Origin of the sequence: Pseudomonas sp. BJa5 (assembly GCF_030272875.2) — a bacterium.
In the GTDB taxonomy this organism is placed as follows: Bacteria; Pseudomonadota; Gammaproteobacteria; order Pseudomonadales; family Pseudomonadaceae; genus Aquipseudomonas.
This window is the reverse complement of sequence record NZ_JALRNG020000086.1, coordinates 1-626: the sequence shown is the minus strand read 5'-3', so window position 1 is coordinate 626 and position 626 is coordinate 1. Positions and strand designations below refer to the sequence as shown.

At 52.2% G+C, this 626-nt stretch carries 1 rRNA gene; it reads left to right on the top strand.

Going from position 1 to position 626, the window contains the following annotated elements:
* Nucleotides 1-626 (top strand): 23S ribosomal RNA (locus tag M2D63_RS25530); the annotation flags it as partial.

Sequence of the window (626 nt, the reverse complement as noted above, 5' to 3'; positions counted from 1 at the left end):
TTGTTAGGTGACTGCGTACCTTTTGTATAATGGGTCAGCGACTTATATTCAGTGGCGAGCTTAACCGAATAGGGGAGGCGTAGCGAAAGCGAGTCTTAATAGGGCGCTTAGTCGCTGGGTATAGACCCGAAACCGGGCGATCTATCCATGGGCAGGTTGAAGGTTAGGTAACACTGACTGGAGGACCGAACCGACTACCGTTGAAAAGTTAGCGGATGACCTGTGGATCGGAGTGAAAGGCTAATCAAGCTCGGAGATAGCTGGTTCTCCTCGAAAGCTATTTAGGTAGCGCCTCATGTATCACTCCAGGGGGTAGAGCACTGTTTCGGCTAGGGGGTCATCCCGACTTACCAAACCGATGCAAACTCCGAATACCTGGAAGTGCCGAGCATGGGAGACACACGGCGGGTGCTAACGTCCGTCGTGAAAAGGGAAACAACCCAGACCGTCAGCTAAGGTCCCAAAGTCATGGTTAAGTGGGAAACGATGTGGGAAGGCTTAGACAGCTAGGAGGTTGGCTTAGAAGCAGCCACCCTTTAAAGAAAGCGTAATAGCTCACTAGTCGAGTCGGCCTGCGCGGAAGATGTAACGGGGCTCAAACCATGCACCGAAGCTACGGGTATCAC